Source organism: Halostagnicola alkaliphila, from assembly GCF_055379965.1.
In genome coordinates, this window is the sequence record NZ_AP043825.1 from 228,487 (window position 1) to 253,426 (window position 24,940).

A 24,940-nucleotide genomic window follows, 5' to 3' on the forward strand; every position below is an offset into this window, starting at 1 on the left:
CGTCACTCGTCGCACCGCCGGCCTCTCATCCCATTACGTCTTCGTCCATCCCGTTTCATCCGGCGTCGGCTTTGTTCTGAACAGCCAGCCGCATCGAGTTCCGAAACCGGCGCTTCGAGTTTTGAAACGCCATGTAAAACGCTCGATTAGACGTTCCTCTCTCGAGCGAGTACTTGTTCGTTTCAGTCGTCGTCCAGCGTGAACGTCTCGGCACCGAAAAGGGGTCGAAGCCGTCCGATTTAGTCTTCGATCGTGATCCGCGGATCGATCACCGTGTAGAAGATATCGACGATCAGGTTGCCGAAGATGATCCAGATCGCGACGATGATGAAGAGGAATTGGATTACTGGCGTATCCCGCGCAATGACGGAGTCGAACAGAAGCGTCCCGATACCGGGCCAGTTGAAGACGGTTTCGATGAGGACGAGTCCGCTGATCGCGGTCGCCGTCTGTGCCGGCAAAAGCGTAATCACTGGAAGCGAGGAGTGTTTCATGAGGTGTTTGAACCGAGTTTTACTCGGTAGTCCCGCGATGCGCTGGAAGTAGGTGTACTCCTGTCCTTTGACATCGATGACGCTCCCGCGCATGATCAACGCCGGATAGTACAGGAACGTCAGTACGATCGTGGTGAACGGAAGCACGTAGTGACTCCAGAAGTCGGTCGTAAGGTAGATCTCATAGTGCGACTCGACCTCGGCGTACGTCTCGTACCCCGCCATACCGCCGACGGGGAACCACCCTAACGCCGAGGAGAATATGACTAAGAGCAGGATTCCGACGAAGAAGTTCGGGGTCGTTCCGGCGAGCGTTGGTGGGAGGATCCCGTATTTCTCGAAGGCTGTCCCCGACTTCGTTCCCAGCAATGCGCCGTAGATCGAACCGATGGTGAACGCGACGACGATCGCGGGGATAACCAGGATCAGCGAGTTCATCAGCGGGCCGCGAACGTAGCTCAAGACCGGCTCGTTCGAGACGTGGGAGGTACCGGCGTCTCCCGTCACCATATTCGCCATGTAATGGTAGTACTGCATGTACAGCGGCTCGTTCAGTCCCCACGATTCTCGAATCTCTTCTAATTCGCTGGCCGACGCACCGCCGCCGGCCAACGTCGTCGCGTAGTCCCCCGGCATGAGCCGGAACGCGATGAACAGGAAGGTCACGACACCGAATATCAAAAGCACCGTCACGAAGAGTCGACGGATGTAGTATTTGATTTTACTCATGACTCCGACACCCCCGTTTTGTTGATTTCGATCGGAGAATCATCGACGGGTTGCTCGTCGTACAGGTGGCAGGCGACCTGATGTGTGGTCTCTTCGTCGTGGACTTCGAACGCCGGTTGCTGATCGCAGATGTCCATTCGCTCCGGGCAGCGATCCTTGAACCGACAACCGCTCGGCAGGTTTTGCGGATCGCCCGGCGTTCCGTCGAGTTCGGTCCAGCTTCGGTCGTGGAACGGATCGGGAACCGGGATCGCGTTTATCAGCGCCTGCGTATACGGGTGCTTCGGATCGGAAAGAATCTTCTGCGTCGGCGCGCTTTCGACGATTCGACCGAGGTACATGACGTTTACGGTGTCGCACACGTACGACACCGTGGATAGGTCGTGAGAGACGTAAAACATCGCGACGTCGTACTTCTCGGTGAGATCGCTCAAGAGCTTCAGGATCGACGCCTGGGTCGAAACGTCGAGCATCGACACCGGCTCGTCGGCGAGCACGACGTCCGGCTCGAGAATCAACGCTCGAGCGATCGAGACGCGTTGTTTCTCGCCACCGGACAGCTGCGATTCGCGGCGATCGATGTATTCTTCCGCCGGTGTGAGTCGAACCGTCTCGAGCATATCAAGGAGTTCCGCTTCGTCGGTCTCGATGTCGTGTATCTTGAACGGTTCTTTGAGCGTTTCTCGGACGGTGAAATGGGGGTTCATCGTGTTAAACGGATCCTGGAAGATCACCTGAATTTTCCGACGGAGTGCCTTCCAGTCCGCTTTATCGAACTCCGATATCGGCTGCCCGTTGTACAGGATTTCGCCGCCCGTCGGCTCGTGTTCTCCCATAAGCGTCAACAGGAGCGTCGACTTCCCGCACCCGCTTTCTCCGATGATACCGTGGACCTGGTTCTCAGCTAACTCGAGGTTGACGCCGTCGACGGCACGAACCGGTTCTTGAGCGCCCTCCCCGAAGAACGCTTGGCGCAGAGTTTCCGCGATATTCGTCGACTGTTCGAAGTGCTTTTCGACGTTTCGAAGTTCCAGTATCGGCTCGGTCTCGTTGTTAGTCGTCATCTTCGTATCCCTCGTTTTCGATAGCGTTCGCCTGTGGTCTCCCGGTCGTGTTCAGGTGCTCGCTCGCGAGCGATTCCATCTCGTCGCTTCGGAAACACGAGACACCGTGGCTGTCGTTTCCGTTCATCGATTCGATCGGCGGGAACGATTCTTGGCATTCCTGTTCGGCCCACGGACACCTGTTCGCGAACGTACAGTAGTCGACCTCCTCGCGTAGTGCTGGGGGGCTTCCCTCGATAACCTCGAGTTCCCGATCGGGGTGTCGAGCATCGGGGAACGACTGCTGTAAGAGTATCGTGTATGGATGTCTCGGCGTGGAGAATATCTCCTTCGTGGTTCCTTTCTCCGCGATCTGCCCCCCGTGCATGACCGCCATCGAATCGCAAGTCTCGAAGACGACCGCGATGTCGTGCGTAATGAGAAGCAACGCGAGGTCCCGTTCGTCTCGCAACCCGTCGATGTGTTTGAGGAACTGATCCTGCATGATCACGTCCAGCGCCGTCGTCGGTTCGTCGGCGATGATCAGAGACGGATTCAATAGCAACGACATCGCGATTATCGCGCGCTGTTTCATCCCTCCGGAGAACTGGTGTGGGTAGTCGGTGACTCTCGACTCCGGAAGACCGACGATATCGAACAGTTCCTTGAGCCGATCCACCGACTTTTCGGCCGACCAGTCGGTGTGGACGTTGGCGATTTCGATCGCTTGGTCGCTCAGCTTTGCGAGCGGGTTGAGGCTGTTCATCGCCGCCTGTGGAATAACTGAAATCTCTTTCCAGCGGATTTCCTCGTTGTACTCTTTTTCGGAGAGATCCTGGATTTCCCGGCCCTTGTATCGTATCGTTCCTGCGGAGATTTCCCCGTTCGAATCGAGCCCCTTAATCACCGATTTTGCGAGCGTACTCTTTCCACAGCCGCTTTCGCCCACGAGTCCGAAGTACTCGTTCGCACCGATTTCGAACGACGCATTGGTTACGGCATGGACGTCTTCGCTATCCATCCGATACGTGATGTCTACGTTTTCGACTTCGAGTAGTGGTTCTGTCATTGTCTTAGGAAACCTGGTTAACTTGCTCTTCGTTTACTCGCTCGTAGCTCCGTCCGAGAAGGAAAATCGCGAGCACCGTAAAGGAAATCATCGCTCCCGGCGGAATCGACCACCACCATGCCTCGGTCATGCTCCCGGATGAGTACGCGTTTCGGAGCATCACACCCCACGATGGAACGTACGGATCCATGAAGCCCAGGAACGCGAGACCGGCACTGATTAGAATGGTTATTCCGGTTCCGAGAGCCAAGAAAAGCACCACCATCCCCATCATATTCGGCAGAATGTGGCGCGTGATGACGTATCGGTCGCTCGCGCCCAGCATCTTTGCGGCCTTAATGTGTTCGCGCTCCTTGATCTGTAATACCTGCGATCGAAAGACGCGGGCGTTCCCCCGCCACAGTAATAACCCGATGATGAGGACTGAACTCCAGAACCCCATTCCGAAGTAGGCGACGAGCACGATCGCGGTCGGGATGATCGGAATACCGTACGCGAAGTCAGTTAATCGCATGAGCAAGCCATCGACTCGTCCGCCGTAGTATCCCGACACCATCCCAACGGTGAGCCCGATACCGACGATAATCAGACCACCGACTAGGCCCGTGAGCAAGGTCGAGCTTGCACCGAAAAGTAACCGGGAGAAAACGTCCTCTCCGGACGTAGTCGTGCCGAGCGGATGCGCCATCGACGGCGATTCTAGTCTGGCGATTTCTCCGTTCGGAGTGCGGTGGACCGTCGTGTGTTCGTACGGCATCAAAAATTGATCGAACACGCTAATGAATACGAGTATCGCCAGAAAGACGAGACAGGCTATCGTTATTCGGTCCGAAAGGTACTTGTTAATTCCATCCCTGAAACTTTCTACAAAGTTGTTTTTCAGTAATGAATTGAGGCGGGCTTCTATGTCGGTGGATTCACTCATATTGAGCTAATTGTTAAAATGTCACACAGGGAATCTACATAAATGTTTCCCTCAAACGTCGCTGTCATCATTCATCGGAAAATTTACACCAACCCGTTTTAGCCCCCGTGCTAGTACCGAACCCAATTGACCCGTCCGCTTCTTCGTGTTGTCGTATTTCGGGGGTTTGTTGAAGGATCTACAAAATTTGTGCCAAACAAGTTACTCGAGGCACGAGTATTCGTCGGAATGATCAGCCGGTTCGTCACCCGCTGGCCAACGTGGGTCCGTATCGATGTCGTCTGGATACACTAACCGGTCATCATCGTCCCATGTCCAACCCGCTTCTTCAAGGATTTCTCGCGCTCGTTCGGTGTCTCCGCTCGGCGACTGAGCGATCTGGGTTAGCCCTTCCGCGTCATCGGGGTAGAACGGATGTTGCTCTCCCCACGGGGCCGAGTGCAAGTGTATCTCACCGTTGCCTCTCGACAGGAGCTCCCTGAGATAGTCCCGGTCGATGGCTTCTGAGAGCGCGAGACGGAACTCTCTGAACTGTGTCACCGGGAAGCTGTGTTGTGGTGTCAGCTCCCAATCGCCGAACCCTGGCACCCCGTCGATCTCGATGTCGTCGTCGTCTTCGATATTTGCCACGAGGTCGCTCCCGAGACTGAATATTGCGTCGAGGTCGCCGTCTTCTAACTCTCGAACGGCACCGGTCTGATCTTCGAACGATCGCATGACCAGTTCGCCCTCGGTATCGATCCAGTGGTCGTCGTACGGCTCCAAGTGCAGGATTTGATCTCGCTGCCAGTTGACCACCTGGTACGCGCCGGATCCGACGATCGGATCCAGATCGACGTTGTCCGGGTTCTCTTCTGCCCCGCCGTCCAGCCAGACGTCTTTTGGCACGATACCCCACGTCGTCGCCGTTCCGCGAAGGAAGGGGGCGTGCGGTTCGGCGAAATTGAACTCGACGGTGTGGTCGTCGATGACGTCTATCGACTCGTAGGGGACCTCGCTGGCCTCCTGGAAGTGAGCCGTGTTCTCGTTGACGAACTCGAACGTCCACTGGACGTCCTCGGCCGTGATGGGATCGCCGTTGTGGAACGTGGCATCCTCGCGGATATGGAACGTGAACGTGGTCGCGTCGTCCTCGATCTCCCAATCCGTCGCGAGGAAGGGCTGGAGCTCGTTGTTCTTGTCGAAGTACACCAGCGGCGAGTAGACGACGGTCCCCCAGACCGTCGTCGGTGTGTTCACCATGTAAGTGGACGACTGCATCGCCGTACTCGTCAGGTTCGTCTGGATCGTGTCGCCGTCTGCAGGGCTCATCTCCATGAAGAGGTCCGTATTTCGATCGGCAACCCCCTGGTCGCCGGTATCGTCGGGAATGTCCACCCCGTCCGGCCGGTATGCAGATTGAACGTACATCGAGAAGAGATTGATCGTGCCGATATCCTCCGAAAAGCTGCTCACTGCATCTTGAATCACCGCTTCGCGCTCGTCAGGGTCCGAGATGGTGACTTGCTCGTCGACGAGATCTGTGTATTCACAGCTTGCGTACTGGCTTACGTTTCCTAACCCGTTTGCGCCCGCCCGCTGGGCCTGGAACTGTCGAAGGACATTGTGCGGCTCGAGAAACTGTGGCATGTCCGGGGTGACGTCGAGGTGGAGGTGCCGGGACCGATCGTCGCTGTAGATCTCGTCCCACATGGTGTTTACCTCTTTCGTCGAGACATTTGCCGGGACCCCTAGCTCGTCCTCGAGCACCTCGGCGAGGTGAAGGTGGGCTTGTTCGATCGAGGATTCACCCGTAACGCCTGTCATCGAATCGATTTGCAACGTAGGAACCGGTTCACCGGGTTCGTGTTCTTCGGTGCCCCCTCCCATGCACCCCGCGAGGGCCGCTCCGGCCGCCGCCGTGAGTGCCCCCAGGTATGTTCGTCTATCGGTACTCCACTCGTGAGTTGTGTCTTTATCACTCATTATAATCCACTTGGCTTCCGCATCGGACCCTTGTCACTTGTGCGTGTATAGCACACCCTTGTGTTATTCGGCACCATATATATAAGTTGCTCATCGCGTAATGAAACGTGACAAATGTGTTTCATGAGAGTTTCCGTCACAGCACGGGTCAAACCGGAGAAATCGCTGTCCTATTGCGAGCAATGCTTCGAATCGGACTCCCGTTCAATCGCATTCGTGAGCGCGTTTAAATTGCTAGTACTCGATGAGACCTCTATTATTCGATGAGACCTCTCATTCCTCCCATTCCAAATTTGACACTGTCAAATCCAAGTACCCCGTTCAGTATAACAGACGGTAACGTACTTCAACCGGTTGAATCCTTTCTAAAAGCAAATTTGCTACACTCGTTCAGCGATGGGGTGCGTAATTTCTTGGGACGTGTACCATGCTATGTGGTATTTCACCAAGCAACTAGAGAAGACGTTGAATACGCCATAACGCTCGTTATAATTGCAATTCTTCAACTCGAACTCCGGTTTCACCCCGTCTTCAAAGACATCACTCGATCAATCAATTACAATCATATGTATGTATAAAATTGTCCCTCGCAGGACTCTCTCTTTTGACGCTGACAAAATAGGATTGTACTAGCGCCGATGGAACGGTTCGTTCTCGGAAGCACTCGTCCCGTCGAGTGATCCGGGCGTTCCTCCGCTTCGAGGGCGTCTCCGTTTACCAGTTGCGTCACACGGTAACGAATCGATTACGGTGCTCTTCCGGTGTGTTGTTCAGCGGTCCAATTCCGCTCCCGGAAAGTGACCGGTCCGGTTGTCCGTCTCTTTTGAACGTGGCGGTCACGGTCGACAATACTTTCACCGGGTGCCCTTGGGCGAATCGCTCCCTCCTCGAGGTAGCGTCGCACCGTTCCGTCGTTCTACCATGGTGGTTGTTCACATTCCAATTTGAGAGGGTCAAAGAACGTGCGGCGTTATCATTGTCTCAGGCGTTTGCGGATACGGCGTAATTCCCTGGGAATGTAAACCAGTACGCGAATTGTGATACCGTGTCTCGCCGTTGAGAGACAGATTATCGGCCTCGAGGCGAGCCGTCGATGTTCGAACCGGAAATTTGACGTTCGGACCGGCGATCGTGCGTTTCCGCGACCGATTCGTCGGGTCGACGAAGTCTCGTGGCGCGAACGAGGTTCGGCTCCCCTTCACACTTATAGTCTTGCACTGATAATGATGGAGTATGATTCACGCAACAGGTCCGCTGTTGAGTCTAGATGTGAGCGAACGAACGGCAACGGAAACGGATATCGACTCGCTGCTCGAGACGCACGTCGGCGGCCGTGCGGCGGCGACGGCACTCGCCCACGAGCGGATCCCCTTCGACGCCGATCCGTTCGGTCCGGAGAACAGAGCGTATCTGTCGACCGGTCCGCTCCAACAGTCCCAGATGTCCTTTACGGGTCGGATGAATATGACCGGCCTCTCACCACTGACCGACGGATTGGCTTCGAGCAACGCCGGCGGGTACCTCTCTCGAAACTTCGTCGGAACGGGTATCAGCGTTCTCGAGGTGACGGGCGAGAGTGACGAACTACTCGCGATTCACGTAACCGACGACGGCGTCACGTTCGAAGAAGTGCCGGAACTCGAGGAGGCGACCGTTCCCGAAGTTTCGGCGTACGTCGAAACGAACCACGATCTCGGACCCGAACACTGTATCGCGATCGGACCGGCCGGCGAGAACCTCGTTCGATTCGCCTCGGTGATGACGTTCGATTCCCGCACGTTCGGTCGCGGCGGACTCGGCGCGATACTCGGATCGAAGAACGTCAAGTGTGTCACCTTTTCGGGAGACGTCGAGCCGCCGATCGAGATTCCGGATCCACCGGAGACGGACGTTCACCGCGAGGCCGCACAGTCGGACGATCCGATGCGTCGACAGGGAACCGCCGGCGGAACGGAGTTTATCAACGACAACTTCTCGCTCCCGACGCGGTATTTCGAGGAGTACGAATTCGAGCACGCGGCGGATATCGGGGGCGACGCAGTCGAGGAGAAAAAGTACAAGAAAGGGGCGTGCTCGGCGTGTGCGTACGCCTGCAAACTCCCGACGCGCGACGAAGAGACAGGCCTCGAGACGGAGGGCCCGGAGTTCGAAACGATCTACGCGTTCGGTTCCAGTCAGGGCGTCGACGATATCGTCGACGTCATGAAGGGGAACGAACTGTGCGATTCGCTCGGAATGGACACCGTCTCCGCGGGCGTGACCGTCGCTGCGTATCTGGCGAGCGAAGACGAGTTCGGAAACGCCGCCCTGGCACAGGAGGTGACGGAGAAGATTGCCTATCGTGAAGGGGTCGGAGACACCCTCGCGGAAGGTGTTGCGCGCTGTCACGACGAACTGGGCGTCGAAGACTTCACGGTCAAAGGGATGGAGTTCGCCGCTCACGACGGCCGCGTCCTCCACGGCCAAGGGCTCTCCTACGCCGTCGCGAACCGCGGTGCCGACCACATGTACGCCGGAATGTTATCGCTCGAGTACAGCGGCCAGATCGATCCGCAGGGGACGCTCGGAAAGGCGGAGACGCTCGTCCGAGAGGAAAACTCGGCCGCGTTCCGGGATACCGGGATCGTTTGTGCCTTCGGAAGCGAGTACGTCACCGAAGAGCGTCTCGAGACGCTGTTCGACGCGTCCTACGAGGAACTCCTCGAGATCGGGGCCCGAACCGTCGAACTCGAGCGCCACTTCAACAACCGTCGCGGAATCGATCGCTCGGACGACGAACTCCCCTACGAAATCCCGGATCTCGAGGCGGCGATCGGGGAGTACTACGACGCTCGCGGCCTGAACGACGACGGCACCGTCCCCGACTCGACGGTCGAAACCGCCGCCCCTAGTGCCGTCCCGACGAACTAAACGTCGAAGGCCTGAGAGAACCCGACTCTCGGCGAGTATTCTCTGCTTCCGGCACGCAGTCCCACTACGAAGCCGCTACGTCGGTGCGGGTCGGACGAGGGAGGGATTCGTTCGTAGAAAGATCTAATAGTGCCATCTCCAACATCGACACATGAACGTCGAAGTCCGCGCCTTCGGACCGGTTCGCGAGGCCATCGGCACGAAATCCTACGACTGCACGCTCGAGTCGGACGCGACCGTCGGCGACCTGTTAGCGACGTTGCGTTCGGAGTTCGACGGCGCGCGAGCCGTCCTCGACGGCCGAGACGACGCTGGCGAGCTATCTACGATCGTCACCGTCAATAAACAAAGCGTCCGGACGCTCGAGGGGGACGACACGGCGTTGTCCGATGGCGACATCGTGCGTCTCTCGCCGCCGATTCACGGTGGGTGAAAACCGGTACTCGACTGTCGCACGGCGACCCAGCACCGTTACGAACTCGAGTTCGTCTCGACGTGCGAGCGCGCCGATCGGACGGCAGTAACGCCGTCGCCCACCGCAGCGGCGACTTCCAGCGGGCTATCCGTTCGCACGTCCCCGGCCGCGTAAATGCCTTCGACGGACGTCTCCATATTCGGTCCGACGATCACACCGCCGTCGTCGTCGAGGTCGACGGTCTCATCGAGGAACGACGTGTTCGGAACGGCACCGACGTTGACGTTCAACCCGCCGACTGACTCGGTGCGCATCTCGTCAGTTTCGCGGTCTCGCAGCTGTATCGAGCTGACGACGTCACCGTCACCCGCTATTTCCGTCACCGACGTCCCGGTCAGAACCTCGAGCTGTTCGTTGGCTCGAGCGTCGGCCGCGAGCGACTCGTCGGCAGTCAATTCTTCCGCTCGTTCGATCAGGAGCACCTCCGACGCGTGGTTGGTCAAGAACAGTGCGTCGATAACGGCGTGGTTCCGGCCGCCGATGACGGCGATTCGTTCGCCCGCGTAGAGCGGTCCGTCGCAGGTCGCACAGTCGAACACGCCTCGGCCCCAGTAGTCCGATTCGCCGGGAACGCCGAGTCGCTCCGGACTGCTTCCGGTCGCGAGGACGACCGCCGCGGCCTGAAACTGTCCGTGTTGCGTGTGGAGTTCGTGGGGCCGTCCGGGATCGATGCGTTCGACGGCGGCCATCTCGACCTCGGGTTCGTACCCCTCGACAGTATTCACGAGCCGAGATCGAAGCTCCGTTCCGGCTATCCCGTCCGGAAAACCCGGGTAGGACCGAATTTCGTGTCGATTTACGAGTTCCCCGCCGATCGATTCGTCCTCGAAGAACAACGTGTCGTATCCTCTTCGTCCCGCATAGGCGCCTGCACTGAGTCCGGCCGGTCCGGTCCCGATAATTGCGATATCGTAACCCATTGTCTAGCAGTACTTGCTATCTACCCGGTAAAAAACGTTCCCCTGTCTCCGGCGCTTAACCGAAGTTTTGCGTCTCGGCGAGTCGCGATTGCCGTGTTGTCGTGTCGTTTGTTCGATTATAACCCGCTCTCTGATACAATTTCTTAAGTGTGTGGTCCGTAATATGGTACTCGAAGGAGTTCATGACAGAAAATAACTCACGCGGGGTCGATGACGAACCACTCGAGTACGCAGGCACGAACCGACCGACACGGTGTGATGGCGGACCCGAAGCGGCGACGGAATCACGCGACGTGTGGGAATCACCGGTTGAAGGAGTTGCGATCGGAATCACCAAAGAGACCGACGTTCCGATTCCGATGCGTGACGGTTTGGATCTGGCCGGTAACGTTTACCGGCCCAAAGAACCCGGCGAAGAGTTCGGTGAAGTTCCCGGCGAGTACCCGGTGATCATGGAGTTTACCGGCTGGGGAAAGGATATCTACTGGGGGGAAGCCGAAGAACTGTTCGGGGAACGGTGGCCGGGAACGGGAGTCGGCTACGAACCGTGGAGCCCACCGGTCGCACATTCGTGTACGTTCGAGTCGGAGAATCCCAATTTCTGGGTCCCACACGGATACGTCAACATCGTCGTCGACGGACGAGGGTTCGGCCGCTCGCCGGGAGAGTTTACGGGATTCGAAGCGTGGGGTCGAGACATGTACGACGCGATCGAGTGGGCGGCGCGCCAACCGTGGAGCAACGGAAACGTCGGCATGAGCGGCGTTTCGATCCTTTCGATCCTCCAGTACTACGCGGCCGAGGCGAATCCGCCGCACCTTGAGGCGATCTGTCCCTGGCAAGGCGCCCCGGACGATTTGTACAGACACGGCGGTATCGGGCCCGTGACGTCGCCGACATCGACCGACGACTTTCCCGTTCCCCGGGACCCCGCCTGGCCCGCGCCGGAGGAGACGAACCCGCCGACGCCCGATCCCAGATCCGAGGACGAGCTCTTCGCGGAGATCACTCAACCCGCCCTCATCTGCGGCTCCTGGTCGAGTCACGGCCTCTTTAGCCGGGGCGATTTCAGGACGTTTCGAAACATCGACTCCGAGCACAAGTGGCTCTACAATCACGGTCGGGAGAAGTGGGCCACGTTCTACGAAACGGAGGCCCAGGCCTTCCGAAAGCGATTCTTCGATCACTTCTTGAAGGGGACCGACTCGAGAATTCTCGACGAAAAGCCGGTCAGGGCGGAGGTTCGCGACTCGCTCCGCAGTTGGTCCGTTCGGACGGCGGACGACTTTCCGCTGCCCGAGACGCAGTATCAGACGCTCCATCTCGATGCAGCCGACCGCTCGCTCACCGAACGAGGAACGCCCGACCGGGCGAGCGCGGTCAGCTACGACGCGACGACGACCGACAGCGTCGCGTTCGAGCACACGTTCGAGGAGGAGACCGCGCTGGTCGGGTACCAGGGGTTGAAGCTGTGGATAACCCCCGAAGACGCCGCGGACGCCGACCTCTTCGTTACCGTCCGGAAGCTCGATCGGAACGGCGACGAAGTGAAATTTCACGGGTACTCCGCCCCGCTGGCGCACCCGGTTGGGCTCGGCTTCCTCCGACTGTCACACCGGAGCCTGAACGCGGCGAAATCGACTCGATGGGAACCGTTCCTCGAGCGAAATGCGGATCCCGAGCCGGTCGATCCGGGTGAACCCGTCGAGTGTCAGATCCCGATCCGGCCATCTGGGACCCGTTATGAGGAAGGGGAGACGCTGCAAGTCGAAATTTCCGGGACGCTGTTCGGGCACGAAGACATGACTGAGACCTACCCTGCCAGAAAGCGAGGGGAAACGGCACTCGGATTGGAAACGATCAACGAGGGCGAGCACACGATCCACACCGGCGGAGAGTACGATTCTCGGCTCGTGATACCCGAGGTGCCGCCGGAGCCACCAACACGGTGACGGGGAAAGCGACGAGAAGGCCGAGACGCGAATCGCGTGAGGGTGTGTAGCGCAAACACTAATAACGGTCCCCCCGAATTTTCGGATGATGCTGAATCACAGTAGCGTCCACACAATTTTCCTACCCGCGGGTACCCACGCACTATCGGAACCTGGCGTGTGGTCAACGCGCGAGAACGGCGGAGGGAGGAACCGATGACCCAGACCGCAGCCATCGTTGGCGGCGGCCACACTCGTTGGGGGGACCGACAGGCGACGTGGAAAGATCTCGCTCAAGAGGCCGGGAAAGAAGCCTTCGACGACGTTCCCGGAATCACCCCGGACGATGTCGAGGGGCTATTCGTCGGCGCCGTCCAGCCCGAACGGTTCGCGTTCCAATCGCACGTGGCACCCCTCGTCGCGGAACTGCTCGGCGTCGACGTCGACTCGATGATCGCCCGAACGGAACTCGCCTGCGCGAGCGGACAGGCCGCGCTCCGGTACGCTTGGCTCGCCATCGCCGCCGGACAACTGGACGTCGCGCTCGTCGTCGGCGTCGAGAAGATGAATCTCCCGGACGAAAACGCCGAGGAGATGCAATCGAGCATGACGAACGTCGTCGACAGGGAGTTCGACGGCGTCAACGGCCTGAACGCGCCGTCGTACTTTTCGCTTATCGCCCAGCGACACATGCACGAGTACGGCACGACTCGAGAGCAACTCGCGGCGGTAAGCGAGAAAAACAAAACCCACGCGGCGAACAACCCCTACGCGCAATTTCAGAAGGAAGTCGACGTCGACGACGTACTCGAGTCCTATCCAATCGCGCCGCCGCTCAATCTGCTCGACTGCAGCGGGATCACGGACGGCGCGGCGGCGCTCTTGCTCGTGAGTGAACGGAAGGCTCGCGAACTCACGGACACGGCCGCGTACGTGACGGGAAGCGGGCAATCGTGCATGGCGAGCAACTCGATCAACAACCTCCCGTCGCTGTCGGCGTGGCCGCAGGCGACCGTCGCAGCCGAAAAGGCGTACGAACAGGCGGGCATCGAGGACCCCGTAAACGAACTTGACGTCGCCGAGATACACGATTGTTTCTCCATCAGCGAGATCATCGAGTACGAGGATCTCGGCTGGGTCGAAAAAGGCGAGGGTGGGCGCTTCATCGAGGAGGGCCGAAGCGCTCTCGACGGCGACATCGCCGTCAACCCTCGCGGCGGCCTCCTTGGCTGTGGCCACCCGCTCGGTGCGACCGGCATTTCGCAGGCGTTGGAAATCTACCGCCAGTTCACCGGCGACGTTCCGTCCAAAAGGCAGGTCCCAGACAGTCCGGAGACCGGCCTCATCCACAATCTCAGCGGCAGCGCGTCGGTTCACAGCGTCATGACGCTCGCGAGGGATCCACAATGACCGACGATCCGACACCGCCGCGGGACACCGTCGCCGTTCCGGAGCGGATCGACTTTCCGCGATTGCTCGATTTCTACAACCTCCAGTCAGAGGAGGAGACGCGCATTCACGAGTTCTACGACCGACTTCAAGAGGGGTCCTTGTCGACGACGCGGTGTGAAGACTGCGACGCGCTCCACTTCCCGCCGCGCGTCATCTGCCCGGAGTGTACCAGTGATGACCTCTCTTACGAGTCGCTCCCACACGACGGAACGCTGTTCGCGTTCTCCGTCGTCCGCGGAAGTGCACCGATCGGCATGACGGACGATGTCCCGTTCGTCATGGGTATCGTCGACCTCGAGGGTGTCGACGTCCGGCTCTCGGCTCGCATCGACGGGGCCGCATACGATGACCTCTCGATCGGCGATCGAGTGACGCTAAAAATCGTTGATATCGACGGTCCGCGCGACGAAGATCGCGTGTTTTACCGGTTCGAACCCGTCTGACACGAACCCGCGTCGCGACTGTCGGGCCATTGCGACGATTCGTGCAAGCGGCAGTTGGCGTGTCCTTCTCTCCTTTCGAATGTTTCGGCTGAGAGCTCCGCCTCTCGGACGGGAGGCGATGCGATCCCAGTTTTGATCGTGCTGCCCAAAGCAGCCGCTCTCTTTTGGTAGCGAGGACTCAAGAAACCGAGACGGGGTCGGTCTCGAATAGCCTTACTGATCCTGCAAGAAATCGGGCCACTCCTCGGGCGGCTTTTCGAGGTAGTCGGGTCGCTCGTTGAGGCTCCCGCCGCCCTCGATCTCGAGGACCGTCCCGGTGATGTAATCGGAGAGACCGGACACGAGAAACAGGACGCCGTCGGCGATGTCATCGGACGTGACGCCGCGATCCAACGGGCCGCTCGGACCGCCGCCGGGACAGATCGCGTTCACCCGAACGTCCGGCCCGAGGTCTCGAGACGTGTGCTTCGAGAGGCCGATGAGGCCCCACTTCGAAGCGGTATAACTTGGATTGCCGTGGACGGTGACGTTTCGACCTGCCATCGAGGAGATGTTGACGATTCGCCCTTGGCCGTGTTTTTGCATCTCCGACGCGACGGCTTTCGTGCAGTTGAACGGGCCCGAGAGGTTCAACCCGACGCCGTCGGCCCACGTGTCGAAATCGAGTTCGGTAAAGTGGTCGGTCGTGCTTCCGCCGGCGTTATTGACGAGGATCTCCACGCTTCCGAACCGATCGACCGTGGCTTCGACGAGCGCTTCCGCGGACGCAGGGTCGGTCACGTCACAGTCGACGACCTCCACCTCGATATCGTAGTTTCGAAGTTCTTCGGCCGTCTCCTCAGCTTTCTCGACCTGAACGTCGGCGATCACGACGTTGCTTCCGGCCTCGCCGAGGCGTTTGGCGATTCCGCGTCCGAACCCCTGTGCTCCACCGGTGACGATCGCAGTCTCATCTGTCAGATCAACACTGATCATGCGTTTCGTTCTCGTGCGACATGAATAAGCGTACCGAATTATCTCGGGCGTTGGTATCGTTCTCCGCTAGGTCGTCTCACTACGAGTCTTTCGTTGCCGACTCGAGAACGGTGTATTTCGCCGGGTTGCGGCCGTTCGGCGACGGAGAGTCTGCGGGCTATCGCTGCTCGCTCGGCCGCTGCGAGCGTTTCACCGGGTCAGTTGCGAACTTCGATAAGGTCCGTTTTGTACTCGTCCGTTGGAAGTTCGTCGGCATCGACGACCGTGGGATCGACGCGGACTTTGAGCTGACCGCGGACGATGTCGACGACGTCGTTGATGAGTTCCGATTCGGGTCGGGTCGTGTTCGGCTCGGACGCGATTTCGATCGAAATCGGATCCTCGAAGTGGACTTTGTTTTCGTCGGGGACGATCATTCGAACGCGCGGTGCGACGCCGTCGACCTCCGAGATGACGTCGCGGACCGCCGACGGGAAGACGTTCATGCCCTTGTAGATGAGCATGTCGTCGGTTCGGCCGATGCACTGAATCTTCGGCGACGTTCGACCGCAATCGCAGTCGGTCCCCGTCACGCGGGCGTAATCACCCGATCGGAATCGAACCAACGGCGTCGCTTCCCGTCGCAGGTGGGTGTACACGAGTTCGCCTTCGTTCCCGCTTTCGAAGGGTTTGGTCTCGCCCGTTTCCGGATCGATCAGTTCGACGTGCGCGTGGCCCTGGCCGTGGAAGTGCATCCCCGATTCTTCCTCGCACTCGGCCCACATACAACCGATGACATCACCCAGCCCCATCGCCTCGCGGACCAGGTTTGCGTCCCAGATGTCGTAGAACTCGGATCGGATCTCCGGGTTAGAAATTCCGGGCCCACCGCCGCCGATAACCTTCGTCATGGGCAGATCCTCCGGCGAAACGCCGCACACTTCCTCCGCCTGTTCGGAGAGGTATTGGACGTGTGAGGTGGTCGTCCACAAGACGTCCGGATGGATATCGGTCGCGACGGAAAGCAGTCGGTCGGTGCTTTCCCCGCCCGCAGGGACGACGTTCGCACCCAATTTCGTTAGCGACTCGAAATACGGCGTTCCGCCGGTGATCATCGTTTGTCCCGCCCCGAACAACACCGTGTCCGACGGCCGGACCCCCACCGTGTAAAATGCGCGCTCTTGGACCGTATTCCAGTCGCGTCGATCTTTCGACGTGAGCCCGAAGTAAGTGGGTTTGCCCGTCGTTCCGGACGACGAAATGACCCGATTGAGCGCCGAGGTGGGAGCAGTTTGGTGTTCGCCGAGGGGTTTGGCCGGCGTTTGGCTCGCTTGGCTGTCGCGCTCGTCCTGCTTCGTCATGAACGGAAGTTCGGCGAATTCGTCAAGCGTATCGATGACCGCGGGATCGACATCCCATTCCTCGAAGAGACGACGGTAATACGCTGACTGTTCCATGAGATATTCAAGCTGACTGGGAAGGAGGCGCTCGTGTTTCGCGAGTACTTCTTCCCATGGCTGGATCTCAATCGGGTCGTAGACATCAACCATGATATAGTAACTTACTGCCTAGCTAATTCAGTCTATCGGTTCGTCTCTTCGAAATTAGTCGGATACAAACTCGAGAGTTTGGTCAGTGCCACCGGTTACCCGCCTGCTTGTCGAACTGAAGTCGAAAAGACGAATCGTGGTCGGATTCCTCTCACCGAGGTACACTGCTGTCGGAGGGTCTTGACTGACCAAGAGATGTTGCGGTAGAAGAATGAAGCGGCAACACGTCTCATTTTGACCCTCGCAAAAGAATATATACTTCCATTGTGTATTATTGTCTATGTCGAATGAAACCCGCCGAATCCAATCGGTCGATCGGTCGTTTCAAATACTCCGTCAAATCAACGAAAACGGCTGTAGTAGCGTCTCGGAAATTTCCGAGGATATCGGGCTCTCACCGGGGACCGTCCACACGCATCTGACAACGCTCAAATTAAACGGGTTCGTCCAGCAGGAGGGAGACAAATACAAGTTAGGGATGGAATTTATCCCCTTTAGCGAGCGGGTTCGAGGGCAAACCGATCTCTTTCGTGCCGGCAAGATGGAGATCGAGAAGTTAGCTCACGAGTACGACGCCGTGGCACACTTGATAACGGAATATCAGGGCAAGACGCTTATTCTGTACGAAACGTTCGGTAAGGACGCCATCGGGAAAGAGGTCCACACCAAGAAACGAGACGAACCGCAAGTTCACACCCACTGTACAGCCGGTGGAAAAGCGATACTCGCCCACCTGCCTGAATCGGGGGTCGATCAAATCATCGAACAACAGGGGTTGCCGGCGTACACGTCCCATACGATAACCGATGAGGACGAACTATACGAGGAACTCGACCAGATTCGCGATCAGCGGTACGCGGTTAACAACCAAGAGGTCGTGTACGGAAACCAGGGTATCGGCGCGCCGATCATCGACGAGCACGAAGCTGTCATCGGTGCGATAAGCATCTCCGGACCGGCCAACAATTGGCAGGGAAAACAACTCGAGAACGAACTCGCCAAGGCGGTCATTCGATCGGCGAACAACATCGAAATCAACATTCATACCGAGACTGGCCTTCTGTAACATTTGACGATGCCAAACTGGTGGCGGCTCCTTCCTCCGACCTATACACCAGTATGGGTGTAAATTCGCGAGCTTTTGTTCGGAACTGTGATAATTACGGGGTCTCTCCCGAAAGAGGCGATAGATGCAGTGGGTTAAATCGATCGAGAGCACAAACAACAGGTGATTCCGACAGAATAGCGTGATTCGATAAAAGTAGATTGATACGTACCCGCGGAATTTGTATCCCGGTCGTCTTTTCCAAGCGATAAACCAACGCAGGGAAAGCGGATAGCAGTCGGTCGCTCCAGCTATTTGACGCTCTCAAATCAATTTGAACGATTCGGAGAACCCTGCTCTGTCGGATCGCTAGAGTCATCGATCCGCGATCACGGCCGAGGATCAGTAGGGCCGTCCCGATGATTCGGCTGTCTGACGGACGATCTCCAACGGCGGTCCGAGTTATCTCCGAGTGGTTGAGCAGTCAGTCGGTCGCTCGTTCGACCGCGGATCTGAACGCCGCCGAATCGATGTGATAGATCGTGTTGCCGCTGTCGTCGCGCGATCGCTCGACGGAAAACGCGTCGTCGCCGTCGATTTGGACGGTCCATTCGTCGGTGTATTCAACGTTGATACCGAGAAACAGAATCTCGCAGTCGTGGACCGACTCGAGAGTCGGAACAACCTCGTGAACGTAGACGCTGTCGTCGAACCGGGGTGGCTCGTACGACGGAAGATCCATCGACGCTCTTGCACGTTCGTTTGCCCGCCACCAGTCGGGTTTTTCTCGATCGCCGCTCATGCGTGAGCGTACAGTCTCGAGGTGAAAGTACGTGTCGACGTTTCAGTTTCACTTCAGCCTACCACCTAAACCGGACATACCGGCGCGTACCGTATCACCGAAACCATTAATATTGAAACGGTAAACCAACTGTGCATGGCAGAACACTCGATCGTCGAAGCGAGCGAATTAGCCGACGGTGATCACCTCGTGGTCGAACTTGAAGGACGCGAGATAGGCGTCTTCAACATTGACGGCGACTACTACGCGCACACGAACTGGTGTGCACACCAAAGCGGACCGGTTTGTGAGGGACAAACCGCAGGATTTCTCGACGCGGAGTTCAACAGGGAGTCACTGGAAACGGACATCGAGTGGACGCGCGAAGACGAAATCATCGCCTGTCCGTGGCACGGGTGGGAGTTCGATCTGGTGACCGGCGAGTGCCACTCGAAAACGGGAGTACAGCTGATTTCACACGACGTATTCGTTGAGGACGGCGAAATCGTCGTCAGCGTTTGATCGGTTAACGCGATCAGATTGGCAACCCGAAGGCGTCGATGGCGTTTTCGCCGAAGACACCGCGTTGTTCTTCCTCCGAAAGGTGACTGAAGAAGCCACGAATCGTCTCTGGGTTGTCGATGTCGAAGTGGGGGAAATCGGTCGAAAACAGGATGTTTTCCGACCCGACGATGTCGATGATGTCGGCCATGTGTGATCGCTTCGAGAACTCGCCGAGCGGTTGGGTCCCGAAGTAAAACTGATCTCTGATGTACTCTTCGGGCATCTTCTCGAGCAATGGTGCTTGGCTCCGCCAGGTGCTGTACTCGCGGTTGAGTCGCGACATCATGTACGGTACCCAGCCGATGCCCGACTCGAGGAAGATGAAGTTTAGATCCGGGAACTTCGCCGGCGTCCCCTCTGCGATGAGACTCGTCATTACCCACATCATCGAGTACGGATGGCTGAGCGTGTGTAGTTCCGGCATCGTCGACATCGAACCGATGATCCCCGGCATCTCCCACATCTGTCCGGTCGCCGTGGTGTGGAACGCGATCGCTAGGTCGTTGTCCTCCGCGGCGGCCCAGATCGGATCGTACCGGGAGTCGCCGAGCCCGCGCTCCTGTCCACCGGGGTGGACGAGGACCGCGACCATCTGTCGCTCGTCTGCGAGTCGTTCGATCTCCTCGACGGCCGCTTCCGGCTCCCGCGTCTGGATCGAGATACTGCCGAAGTAGTCGTCGTTCGAATCGAGGAACTCCTCGAGCAAGACGTCGTTGGTCGCCGGCATCTCCTGAAGGATCTGGTCCGTGTCGGGGTAGACATCCCACATCGGGGTCATATTGATGACCGGGTAGTCGACGCCCAGTTCGGTGCGGAGCGTTTCGTCGATGTCCGACGGTTCCAGTACCGGATCGAACCCTTCGAAGTTAAATACGCTCATCTTGCCGGGGATTTCGCTGTGAGCTCCCGACCGGGGGAACCCGTAGCCACCGGACCCCTTGTCGGGATCTAACAGGTGACTGTACGGCATCTCCATTCGTTCGGCGACCATCTTCGCAATCTCGGGGATATGCCCCTCGACATGGACGTCCGAATCAATCACGGTGAACTCTTGGAGTGGTTGCTCGTCACTCACTCCCGTGGGTGAACCCATAGGAGCTAGCATTCGGTGCTAAATAATAATAGTTTGCACGTACGAGTTTAGCCTCAACTGACCTACTGTGAGAGGAAGCTGGCTAAACATGGACGAAATAGAACTGGGCGCGCTCAAACGTCAATGGCTCGACCGCCGGATCTACCGCGCAGCGGCTCCAGGCGGAGGTCGATGCGTCGCAGGATTACCGAACGGACCTTTTCGGTCTATCGAGTGGCAATTCACGATTACTGATGCCCGGGTCAAACTTCGCTAGCTCTATCCAGTCGAGTCCGAAGAGCGCTTCGAACTCCGGGGTTGAAGCGACACTGAGCGTTGATGGCAACTGTCACAAATGAGTGATCCGTTTCGGATCGAATCAGCCGCCGCGGCGGCTTGAACCGATCGGTATCTATTAGGTGTGTGAACAATTGGTATGATTTGTAGCCATGTACGATTACATCATCGTCGGCGGTGGTAGTGCCGGCTGTGTCCTCGCGAACCGGCTCACGCAGGATCGGAGTGTCGACGTGCTTTTGCTCGAGGCGGGGGAACCGCAAGAAGACCGCGATACCGTGAAAGACCCCACGCAGGTGTCGGAGTTATTGGGGTCGGATATCGACTGGACGTTCGAAATCGAACCCCAATCCGGTCTGAACGGCCGAGCCATCGACTGGCCGCGGGGGAAAGCCCTCGGCGGTTCGAGCGTGATCAACGGGATGGCCTACGTTCGGGGTCACCCGTGGGATTTCGACAATTGGGCGGCCCAGGGCAACGACGGCTGGAGCTACGAGGATCTCTTGGCCTATTTCAAGCGGTCCGAGGATTTCACGGGAGAGACGGACGAGTTCCACGGAACCGACGGCCCGCTGAGCGTCGACCAGCGAGGGAGTTCGGACGCCTTCTCGGAACTGCTCGTCGATGCGGCGATCGAAGCCGGGATGGAGCCGAACGAGGACTTCAACGGCGAAAAACAGGCGGGCGTCGGCTACTATCACTCCACGGTCGACGATGGGGAGCGCCACAGCGCCGCGGCGGCGTTTATCGAACCGGTCCTCGATCGGCCGAACTTGACCGTCGAAACGTCGGCTCACGTTACCCGTCTGCTGTTCGACGGCGACCGCGTTACCGGAGCGGTCTACGAACAAGACGACGCCCAAACCGAAGTGGAAGTCGACGACGGCGGCGAAGTGGTTCTTTCAGCTGGCGCGATCCAATCTCCGCAGTTGCTCATGCTCTCGGGGATCGGGCCGGCCGGTCACTTGGAGGACCACGGCATCGACGTGAGACGGGATCTTCCCGGCGTCGGCCGAAACATGCAGGATCACCTTCGCGTCTCGATCGCGTACGAAAGCCCCGAACCGATCGTCCCGTCGGAGCAAGCGGACCCGGAAACCCGCTTCGATCGAACGCTGGTCGGCGCGTTCGAGCGATCGGACCCGGACCTTCCCGCCCCCGATATTCAGTACGGCCTCGCGGTCGGGATTTCGCCTGAGGATCCCAAAGGCGGATTCTCGATTACGGCCTTACCGCTTCGTCCGGAGAGTCGCGGACGGCTTACGCTCCAGTCTCGCGATCCGTACGAGCAACCGAAACTCGATCCGAACTACCTCGCGACCGAGAAGGACGTCGACGACATCGTGACGTGCATCCGACGGGCTCGAGACATCGCACAGACGGACGTCCTCTCCGAGTACAGGAAGACGGAGGTTCGACCGGGCCCAGACGTGCAATCGGACGAGGAGATCGCGGAGTTCGTCAGGGACACAGTGATGACGGGGTACCACCCGACCTGTACGTGTAAGATGGGGACGGGAGACGATGCGGTCGTTGACGACCGACTCCGCGTTCGCGGAGTGTCCGGTCTCCGTGTCATCGACGCCTCGATCATGCCGAAGATCACGAGTGGCAACACGAACGCACCGACGATCGCGATCGCCGAGAAAGGCGCTGACCTACTCAAAAACGCCAGGTAACGATCGTCCTCGAGGCCGCGACCGTCGTGTTTCGGTCATAGTCCCTATATTTTATGCCGTGGCGGTTCGTATCCACCAGTGGTTATGCAAGCAGCCCAATATTACGGGAACAGGGATATCAGAGTCGAGGACATCGACGAACCGTCCCCTGACGAGGGCGAGGTACTGATCGACGTGGACGCCTGTGGAATCTGCGGTTCCGACATCGGTGAATACCTTCACGGGCCGCGGTCCGACGACAGAGTCCCGTACACGATGGGACACGAGGTCGGCGGAACGATCGCGGAGACCGGCGAGAACGTCGATATCGAGGTCGGTACCGAAATCGTGTTGAATCCGCTCGTCGCCTGCGAAAACTGCCCGCGTTGTGCCGAGTCGAAGTACAACCTCTGTGAAAACCTCGAGGTTATCGGCGCGCAACGGCCCGGTGCCTACGCGGAGCGGGTGACGGCGCCGGCCGGTAACGTGGTCCCCCTTCCGGACGGCGTTTCGCCGGAGATGGCCGCGGTTTCCGAACCGGTGACGGTCGCGTTTCACGCCCTTATGAAATCTCCGCTTCGACCGGCACAGTCCGTCGCGGTCGTCGGGCTCGGACCCATCGGACTGGGACTGGTACAACTCGCCAAGGCCGCCGGTGCGGGCCCCGTTTACGCGTCGGGTCACCGCGAAGCTAGACGGGAACTCGCTCGAGAGTGCGGCGCAGACGTCGTCATCGATCCGAGAGAAACGGATCCGATCGAACGGATCAGGGACGAGACGGACGGCGGCGTCGACGTCGCGTTCGAAGTGGCCGGCAAAGAATCCGCGTTAAACGATGCGATCAAGGCCACCAAACCGAGCGGACACACCACCCTCGTCGGCGTGTTCAAGGGAGCGGTGGAGTTCGAGCCAATGGACCTCGTCAATAACGAACGATCCGTCAACGCTTCGGCCGCCTACCACACGGGGCCGCTCGCCGACCGAGACTTCGGCGCGGTGCTCCAGAAGATCGCGACCGGTGCGGTAGACCCCGAACTCCTCGTTACGTCTCGGATCGACCTCGAGGATATCTCCGACGACGGGTTCGAGGCGCTCGTCGACGGCGACAGCGAGGAGGTAAAGGTTCTCGTCCGACCGTGATCAGCAAAATTGAAACGACGCGTTGACCGGCCGTCTTCGCAGTCTACCTATTCGTCCATCGTCATGTCGATGCAGACGTTTTTCGTCTGCAGGTACGAATCGAGCGACTCGAGGCCCATCTCGCGGCCGATGCCGCTTTTCTTCATCCCGCCGAACGGCGTCGCCGCCGATCCGCCGAACCACTGGTTCACGTATATCGATCCGGCCTCGATCTCGCGTGCCGTCTGGAGCGCCCCCTTGAGGTCGTTCGAGAAGACGCCGCCTGTAAGTCCGAGCTCGACATCGTTCGCGATTTCGACGGCTTCTTCGCGATCCGAGAACGGAATGACCGTCAGTACCGGCCCGAAGATCTCCTCCTGGGCGATCTGCATTTCGTTGCTGACGTCCGAGAAGACGGTCGGCTCGACGAAGTACCCGTCCCGATCGAGCGCTTCGCCGCCGGTCTCGAGCGTCGCGCCTTCCTCGAGGCCGATGTCGATGTAGTTGAGCACCTTCTCGTGGTGTGCGGCGTGGTTGAGAGGCCCCATATCGGGATCTTCCATGCCCGGGCCGAGCGTGTAGGCCTCCGCTCGCTCGACGATCCGCTCGACGAACTCGTCGTAGATCGATTCGTGGACGATGGCCCGGTCTGCGGCGGCACAGATCTGTCCCGTGTTGCTGAAGATACCGATCGCGATCGAAAACACGGCCTCGTCGAGGTCGGCGTCGGGCATCACGATCGCCGGGTTCTTGCCGCCGAGTTCGAGCGTGACCGGCGTGATGTCCTCCGCCGCAGATTCCATCACCGCCTGTCCCGTTGGGACGCTTCCGGTGAACGAAATCGTGTCGACGCCTTCGTGCGAGGAGAGGGCGGCGCCGGGCTCGGTCGCGCCGGTAACCACGTTGATGACGCCGTCGGGGACGCCGGCCTCTTTACAGATTTCCGCGAGGTGGAGCGACGAAAGCGGCGTCGTCGGTGCGGGTTTGATAACGACCGCGTTTCCCGCGACGAGCGCCGGCGCGGTTCCCTGCGCGCTCAAGTTGAGCGGTGCGTTCCACGGGATGATCTGGGCGCTTACCCCGTAGGGCTCTCGGATCGTGAAATCCAGCGTATCCTCGCCGACCGGGATACTTTTGCCTTCGAGCTTGTCCGCCGCGCCCGCGTAGTACTCGAAACACCCGGCCGCCCCCTCGACGGCGCCCCGGGACGCCGTCAACGGCTTCCCCTGATCGAGCGTTTCGACTTCGACGAGCGTCTCCGCGTGCTCGCGGATGCCGTCTGCGATTCGCTGGACGATATCGCCCCGTTCGCCGGGCTTTTTCGCCTGCCACTCATCGAGCGAATTCCGCGCGGCGGCGACCGCCTCGTCGACGTCGTCGGCGGTCCCCGCCGCGAACTCCGCGATCGGTTCCTCAGTCGCGGGGTCTTCCGTCGTGAGATAGTCGTTGCTCGAGGCCGTCACCGTCTCGCCATCGATGAACAAGTCGTACGTATCCTTTATTGAATCTGACATAGTATATCAACAGCGGGACTGCATCGGTGG

The 24,940-nt window shown here is 58.9% G+C and carries 20 protein-coding genes; 9 read left to right on the forward strand and 11 right to left on the reverse strand.

Annotated elements, in window-relative coordinates; genetic code table 11:
* Positions 1-239 precede the first annotated feature (239 nt).
* The 5 genes from ACZ5C7_RS03280 to ACZ5C7_RS03300 all read right to left on the reverse strand — a co-directional run bounded on the left by ACZ5C7_RS03280 (position 240) and on the right by ACZ5C7_RS03300 (position 6,225).
* Positions 240-1,223, reverse strand: coding sequence for an ABC transporter permease (locus tag ACZ5C7_RS03280; protein WP_464375176.1), 984 nt, complete (start codon positions 1,221-1,223; stop codon positions 240-242).
* A complete protein-coding gene (locus tag ACZ5C7_RS03285; RefSeq protein WP_464375177.1) occupies positions 1,220-2,287 on the reverse strand; it encodes an ABC transporter ATP-binding protein in 1,068 nt (355 codons plus the stop codon). Before ACZ5C7_RS03285 ends, ACZ5C7_RS03280 begins: the two co-directional genes overlap by 4 nt.
* Positions 2,277-3,335 carry an ABC transporter ATP-binding protein gene (locus ACZ5C7_RS03290; protein ID WP_464375178.1) on the reverse strand — a complete coding sequence of 353 codons (1,059 nt, stop codon included), beginning with the start codon at positions 3,333-3,335 and terminating at the stop codon, positions 2,277-2,279. Before ACZ5C7_RS03290 ends, ACZ5C7_RS03285 begins: the two co-directional genes overlap by 11 nt.
* 4 nt (positions 3,336-3,339) lie before the next feature.
* Complete coding sequence (locus ACZ5C7_RS03295; RefSeq protein WP_464375179.1) at positions 3,340-4,092, reverse strand: ABC transporter permease; 753 nt, start codon at positions 4,090-4,092, stop codon at positions 3,340-3,342.
* Between the two features lie 369 nt (positions 4,093-4,461).
* Positions 4,462-6,225 (reverse strand): ABC transporter substrate-binding protein, encoded by a 1,764-nt coding sequence (locus ACZ5C7_RS03300; protein ID WP_464375180.1) that lies wholly within the window; start codon positions 6,223-6,225, stop codon positions 4,462-4,464.
* 1,233 nt (positions 6,226-7,458) lie between these two features.
* Here ACZ5C7_RS03300 and ACZ5C7_RS03305 point away from each other — a divergent pair.
* Complete coding sequence (locus ACZ5C7_RS03305; protein ID WP_464375181.1) at positions 7,459-9,135, forward strand: aldehyde ferredoxin oxidoreductase C-terminal domain-containing protein; 1,677 nt, start codon at positions 7,459-7,461, stop codon at positions 9,133-9,135.
* 151 nt (positions 9,136-9,286) lie between these two features.
* Positions 9,287-9,568 carry a MoaD/ThiS family protein gene (locus ACZ5C7_RS03310; protein ID WP_464375182.1) on the forward strand — a complete coding sequence of 94 codons (282 nt, stop codon included), beginning with the start codon at positions 9,287-9,289 and terminating at the stop codon, positions 9,566-9,568.
* Positions 9,569-9,606: 38 nt separating this feature from the next.
* Here ACZ5C7_RS03310 and ACZ5C7_RS03315 read toward each other — a convergent pair whose 3' ends face one another.
* The gene (locus tag ACZ5C7_RS03315) at positions 9,607-10,530 is read right to left on the reverse strand and encodes an NAD(P)/FAD-dependent oxidoreductase (RefSeq protein WP_464375183.1); all 924 of its coding nucleotides are present in this window, start codon (positions 10,528-10,530) and stop codon (positions 9,607-9,609) included.
* A 182-nt stretch (positions 10,531-10,712) separates the two neighbouring features.
* Between ACZ5C7_RS03315 and ACZ5C7_RS03320 the strand changes: the two genes are divergently transcribed.
* The 3 genes from ACZ5C7_RS03320 (at position 10,713) to ACZ5C7_RS03330 (ending at position 14,356) form a co-directional block, all read left to right on the forward strand.
* The gene (locus tag ACZ5C7_RS03320; protein ID WP_464375184.1) at positions 10,713-12,482 is read left to right on the forward strand and encodes a CocE/NonD family hydrolase; all 1,770 of its coding nucleotides are present in this window, start codon (positions 10,713-10,715) and stop codon (positions 12,480-12,482) included.
* A 195-nt stretch (positions 12,483-12,677) separates the two neighbouring features.
* Positions 12,678-13,871 carry a thiolase C-terminal domain-containing protein gene (locus ACZ5C7_RS03325; RefSeq protein ID WP_464375185.1) on the forward strand — a complete coding sequence of 398 codons (1,194 nt, stop codon included), beginning with the start codon at positions 12,678-12,680 and terminating at the stop codon, positions 13,869-13,871.
* Positions 13,868-14,356 carry a Zn-ribbon domain-containing OB-fold protein gene (locus ACZ5C7_RS03330; RefSeq protein WP_464375186.1) on the forward strand — a complete coding sequence of 163 codons (489 nt, stop codon included), beginning with the start codon at positions 13,868-13,870 and terminating at the stop codon, positions 14,354-14,356. Before ACZ5C7_RS03325 ends, ACZ5C7_RS03330 begins: the two co-directional genes overlap by 4 nt.
* A gap of 213 nt (positions 14,357-14,569) precedes the next feature.
* Here the strand turns inward: ACZ5C7_RS03330 and ACZ5C7_RS03335 are convergent, their stop codons facing one another.
* Complete coding sequence (locus tag ACZ5C7_RS03335; protein WP_464375187.1) at positions 14,570-15,331, reverse strand: SDR family NAD(P)-dependent oxidoreductase; 762 nt, start codon at positions 15,329-15,331, stop codon at positions 14,570-14,572.
* Positions 15,332-15,528: 197 nt separating this feature from the next.
* Positions 15,529-16,860 carry a phenylacetate--CoA ligase family protein gene (locus ACZ5C7_RS03340; RefSeq protein WP_464375188.1) on the reverse strand — a complete coding sequence of 444 codons (1,332 nt, stop codon included), beginning with the start codon at positions 16,858-16,860 and terminating at the stop codon, positions 15,529-15,531.
* A gap of 280 nt (positions 16,861-17,140) precedes the next feature.
* Between ACZ5C7_RS03340 and ACZ5C7_RS03345 the strand changes: the two genes are divergently transcribed.
* The gene (locus tag ACZ5C7_RS03345) at positions 17,141-17,926 is read left to right on the forward strand and encodes an IclR family transcriptional regulator (protein WP_464375189.1); all 786 of its coding nucleotides are present in this window, start codon (positions 17,141-17,143) and stop codon (positions 17,924-17,926) included.
* Positions 17,927-18,389: 463 nt separating this feature from the next.
* Here the strand turns inward: ACZ5C7_RS03345 and ACZ5C7_RS03350 are convergent, their stop codons facing one another.
* Complete coding sequence (locus ACZ5C7_RS03350; RefSeq protein ID WP_464375190.1) at positions 18,390-18,707, reverse strand: hypothetical protein; 318 nt, start codon at positions 18,705-18,707, stop codon at positions 18,390-18,392.
* A gap of 135 nt (positions 18,708-18,842) precedes the next feature.
* On the opposite strand from ACZ5C7_RS03350, the gene ACZ5C7_RS03355 reads away from it, so the two are divergent.
* Positions 18,843-19,208: a Rieske (2Fe-2S) protein gene (locus tag ACZ5C7_RS03355; RefSeq protein WP_464375191.1), complete on the forward strand. Its 366-nt coding sequence runs from the start codon at positions 18,843-18,845 to the stop codon at positions 19,206-19,208.
* Between the two features lie 13 nt (positions 19,209-19,221).
* Here the strand turns inward: ACZ5C7_RS03355 and ACZ5C7_RS03360 are convergent, their stop codons facing one another.
* Entirely contained in the window at positions 19,222-20,343 is a 1,122-nt protein-coding gene (locus ACZ5C7_RS03360; RefSeq protein ID WP_464375192.1) for an amidohydrolase family protein, read from the reverse strand.
* 428 nt (positions 20,344-20,771) lie between these two features.
* Between ACZ5C7_RS03360 and ACZ5C7_RS03365 the strand changes: the two genes are divergently transcribed.
* Together ACZ5C7_RS03365 and ACZ5C7_RS03370 are read left to right on the forward strand one after the other, a co-directional pair.
* Entirely contained in the window at positions 20,772-22,298 is a 1,527-nt protein-coding gene (locus ACZ5C7_RS03365) for a GMC family oxidoreductase (RefSeq protein WP_464375193.1), read from the forward strand.
* An 84-nt stretch (positions 22,299-22,382) separates the two neighbouring features.
* Entirely contained in the window at positions 22,383-23,417 is a 1,035-nt protein-coding gene (locus ACZ5C7_RS03370; protein ID WP_464375194.1) for a 2,3-butanediol dehydrogenase, read from the forward strand.
* Positions 23,418-23,464: 47 nt separating this feature from the next.
* Here the strand turns inward: ACZ5C7_RS03370 and ACZ5C7_RS03375 are convergent, their stop codons facing one another.
* On the reverse strand, positions 23,465-24,910 hold the full coding sequence (locus ACZ5C7_RS03375; protein WP_464375195.1) for an aldehyde dehydrogenase family protein: 1,446 nt from the start codon (positions 24,908-24,910) through the stop codon (positions 23,465-23,467).
* Between the last annotated feature and the right edge of the window lie 30 nt (positions 24,911-24,940).